The sequence below is a fragment of the Candidatus Chordibacter forsetii genome (assembly GCF_964187505.1).
Classification (GTDB): domain Bacteria; phylum Verrucomicrobiota; class Verrucomicrobiia; order Opitutales; family Seribacteraceae; genus Chordibacter; species Chordibacter forsetii.
Genome location: NZ_CAXLML010000129.1, coordinates 1 through 3,597, shown reverse-complemented (window position 1 = coordinate 3,597; position 3,597 = coordinate 1). Strand labels below are relative to the sequence as shown.

The 3,597-nt window shown below is 41.0% G+C and carries 5 protein-coding genes; 1 reads left to right on the top strand and 4 read right to left on the bottom strand.

Features of this window, described 5'->3' with window-relative positions:
• The first annotated feature begins 139 nt into the window (after positions 1 to 139).
• Positions 140 to 448, top strand: coding sequence for a hypothetical protein (locus ACKPQ4_RS05890; protein ID WP_407680273.1), 309 nt, complete (start codon positions 140 to 142; stop codon positions 446 to 448).
• Positions 449 to 486: 38 nt separating this feature from the next.
• On the opposite strand, the gene ACKPQ4_RS05885 is transcribed toward ACKPQ4_RS05890, so the two are convergent.
• The 4 genes from ACKPQ4_RS05885 to ACKPQ4_RS05870 form a co-directional block, all read right to left on the bottom strand.
• On the bottom strand, positions 487 to 648 hold the full coding sequence (locus ACKPQ4_RS05885) for a hypothetical protein (protein ID WP_407680272.1): 162 nt from the start codon (positions 646 to 648) through the stop codon (positions 487 to 489).
• Positions 649 to 811: 163 nt separating this feature from the next.
• The gene (locus ACKPQ4_RS05880) at positions 812 to 1,381 is read right to left on the bottom strand and encodes a PilZ domain-containing protein (RefSeq protein WP_407680271.1); all 570 of its coding nucleotides are present in this window, start codon (positions 1,379 to 1,381) and stop codon (positions 812 to 814) included.
• A gap of 82 nt (positions 1,382 to 1,463) precedes the next feature.
• Positions 1,464 to 3,152 carry a sensor domain-containing diguanylate cyclase gene (locus tag ACKPQ4_RS05875; RefSeq protein WP_407680270.1) on the bottom strand — a complete coding sequence of 563 codons (1,689 nt, stop codon included), beginning with the start codon at positions 3,150 to 3,152 and terminating at the stop codon, positions 1,464 to 1,466.
• A 229-nt stretch (positions 3,153 to 3,381) separates the two neighbouring features.
• Positions 3,382 to 3,597, bottom strand: a 216-nt coding sequence (locus tag ACKPQ4_RS05870; RefSeq protein WP_407680269.1) for a hypothetical protein, incomplete at its 5' end; no start/stop codon positions are given.

The following is a 3,597-nucleotide window of genomic DNA, read 5'->3' as shown; positions in this document are numbered from 1 at the left end:
GTAGTGCATTCGCTGAATACACTTTGTGGTATGATCCTGATCAAGTGATCGAGGATGAGGTTACTGAAATGTGGGAGAGGTACCATGAGGAAGAAGACACCGATTGGTTTTGGGAAGAGGTTCACTGCATATAATTGATATGAAGATAGTTCTCTTCCTCCTCCTAGCCCTGCCGTTATTGGGCAAGCAATCCGAGAGGTACTACCAAGAGAAGTTTGCAAGGGAGATTGGTGGACAAGTGGAAGTGGTAATGAAGGACGGCACGAGGTGCGATATTCTAACCGCCACACACGCCATAGAAGTAGACTTTGCAAAGAAGTGGGCAGAAGCGATCGGTCAGAGTTTACATTACGCCTTGCACACGGGAAAAAGACCAGGTGTTGCTCTGATCGTACTCTCTCCATCCGATAACAAAGAAGAGAAAGTGGGATCTGTTAAAAAGAAATAAGTGTTTTGGAATAGTGCTAAGCTATCCCTACCACTGCCCTACTCCACCACTTCAATCTCATCGCTCGGCCCTCGCTTGATTCGGTCTAACTCTCCCTTAACATCGTCAAGGGTAACAGTCTTTCTGACCTCTATGGTCTGAGTAGGCTCTCCCTCAAACTGACGATACTTATCAATCAGTATGCCAGTAGCGATAGGCATGACACCATTTGGTAACTTTCCCTCCTCCAGGGCACACTTTTGGGTATCCGCCTGAAAAGAATGAATTGGGCAAAGGTTTTAAAATTTTCATCGGTAGTGCTTCACCGATAAAACCCACCAACAGGAAGCCGAAATATCGGCGATAAAAGCTATTCAGCGGGTATTAGTTGCCTTTTTTGCGTCTGGCTTTTTCGATCTGTTTTTCCTGAAGAAACAGCACAATGTCCCGTTTGTTTTTTTCGGAAGTTTTCTCAAATTTAAGGGATAGCTTATTTCGAGTCCCACCAAGCGGAGTTACTTGAATGACAGCACATCTCAAAAGAACGATGGGTTTGGTATTATCCAGGCGATATAGAATATCTACTTTGTCGGTTGGTTTAGCATTCACATTTGCAGTGATACCAACGCCAGTTGCACTGAGATTGACCCAGCGAAGAGAAATCTCTTCGTTTTGGTAAACCGAATCGATTCGCGCACGGTTAACTTCAGTTTTTTGTTCCAGAAGACGCAATACCTGAGCAACATCTGGGTTGGTTTGCTGAACAAGATCAACCGCTTTTGAAATTGATTGATCCAAAGCCTCCAACTCTGCAGCAATATAATCTGTAAAATAAGTGAAGTCGGGAAAGTTCGGGCATTGAATAACTTTGGCATCTTCTTCAGAAAGGACACGATACAGGAAAGGGATCTGTACATCCATTCGAACAAATTCTCTTTTATCTTCAATTGTCATGGATTTGAATTGATTTTAGATCCCATCTTAAAGCAAGAAATTTTTTATAACCAGCAAGCAGGATCAAAATAAAGGTACAAATTTACCAAGGTTGCCGAGTTGCACTTTTCCTTAACCCAGGCTTAATCACATCGCCTGCCAAGGCATGGCCGTGCTCCACTTCCTTTGCGATAACAATTTGATTTCTCCCAAATTCTTTGGCCTCGTATAGCGCCTTATCTGCAGCCTTTAAAAATGTGGTTAAACTATCATCTTTTTGAGGAACTATAGTAGCCAGACCAATACTTACAGAGACATAGGAAGCAGAACTTGAACCACTATGCGGAATATGTAAGTCCGCAACATTATCCAAGCATGATTTTGCAACCATGGAAGGATCGTTTGTGTTCGGCATAATAAGACAAAACTCTTCCCCACCATATCTGCCTATTAAATCGACGGATCTTGTTGCTGCCTTCTGTAAGGCTTCTGCCACTTCCTGAAGACAGCGATCCCCAGCAACATGACCATAGGTATCATTGAACTTCTTAAATTCATCTATATCAATCATGCAGATACTTAAGCTCTGTGTGTCCCGCATACATCTTTTCCACTCATAGTTGAGACAATCTATAATTCCACGCTTGTTGGCTACCTTTGTTAAACTGTCGAGCATGGTGAGAGCTTTTAATTTTTCCTGAACCACCAAAATTCGAAATAAATAACCAAAAGTTGTTACGCATAAAAATGTACCGAAGATGGAAACCAATAAAGGGGCGAAGGTTCTACGTTGCTCAACATAATCTTGAAAGGGAGTTCCCTTTATTCCCCAGGAACGATTAGCAAATGTGATCGTATCAAATTCACCAAAGTCTCCAAGCGTTGGGAAAATAGCAGATTCATCCTCAGAAGAGCTGTAGATGGATTTAAAGGAATTCCCGGTGGGCATTTCAATAATTGACGCTTTACTCAATACTCCGGGCTTGGGTTTAAGTTTTGCGGGAAACTCCCCCTCAAGTATTTCAATAGTTAGATTCTGGGCAGCTGTACTTCTTAATGCCTTATCAACCATTCGATTAACATTGAAAACTCCAACAACCACACCATCCAATTGTTCGATCCGCTTTTCCAATGTCTTGGGTTTCCCTTTGTATATCGGAGCGATGACCAACACTCCCTTACCCCTATGTTGGACTAGATCGATTGTAGGGGTTGCATGAATCTCTCCGGTCTTCATGGCCGATTTTATAGTTTCATACCTTTCAGGATCTGAGGCTATATCGAAACCATGTGCCACTTCATTGCCAATCATTGGTTCAATAAAAGCGATCGGAAAATACGATTCACGATCCAATTTTGCCTTCACAAGCAAGCCTTGCTCGTTTCTTTCCGAAATTTCAAATTCTTTAAAATCAGGGGAAAGACTACGGATGCTTTCTAAAAATACAGGTATACTTTCAGTCGTTTCACGGGGATTCCATGACAAGGCTTGTATTTTGTCGCCATGCCTTGTGAGAAAGGAATGAACATTGGTAATAAATTCATCATAATCTACATTATCCGAGCAATCATACAGGTTTTTGACTCCATAAACGACCTCCACCATGAGAAATAACTCCCTTGATAATGCCTGTACCTTATCACTAAAATCTCTTCTGAACGAGAGATGGATTGCATCTGTCTCTCGGTTGTAAACTAATTTTCCAGCATAAACAGAAACCAATACTCCAATTACTAAAAGAATGAGGAGCGTGGTCTTGTTTTTGACTATATCTATAAAATCTGAAAACATAAAATTCGGTTATGAGGAATGATATCTATGCATAAAAACTAGTTTAATAAAAGATAAGTTTTAGCATCTTGTCATTTGGCAAACATGAACCTTGGAATTTACCGCAGTATATCCAAAATAATTCCAATTATCTAAATGGGCTAATAATTTTGATTAGTAAAAAGTTTTTGTTGTTATGGATTTATTTGAAAAAGCATTAATGCTCGCATGCATAGCCCTGAGTGCCTGGTTACTTACAGGATTTGTCAACCGGGCGACAGGTGGTTGGATTGCCAGAAGGCATAAGCTTATTCAGTTCCTTATCTACCTTGTGCTTGTGCTTATCGTTATGAGCCTGGCTTCCTTGATTAGGTAGATTAAAAGATTGAACTGCCTGGAGTGAAAAACTTACCGCCAAGAGATTAACATTGCCCGAATATAATTTCCCCAATCGCAGTTCACTTTG

Bases quoted from the DNA above. Each gene is read 5' to 3' on its own strand.
- ACKPQ4_RS05890 (WP_407680273.1), top strand. From the start codon at position 140: ATGAAGATAGTTCTCTTCCTCCTCCTAGCCCTGCCGTTATTGGGCAAG.
- ACKPQ4_RS05885 (WP_407680272.1), bottom strand. From the start codon at position 648: ATGCCTATCGCTACTGGCATACTGATTGATAAGTATCGTCAGTTTGAG.
- ACKPQ4_RS05880 (WP_407680271.1), bottom strand. From the start codon at position 1,381: ATGACAATTGAAGATAAAAGAGAATTTGTTCGAATGGATGTACAGATC.
- ACKPQ4_RS05875 (WP_407680270.1), bottom strand. From the start codon at position 3,152: ATGTTTTCAGATTTTATAGATATAGTCAAAAACAAGACCACGCTCCTC.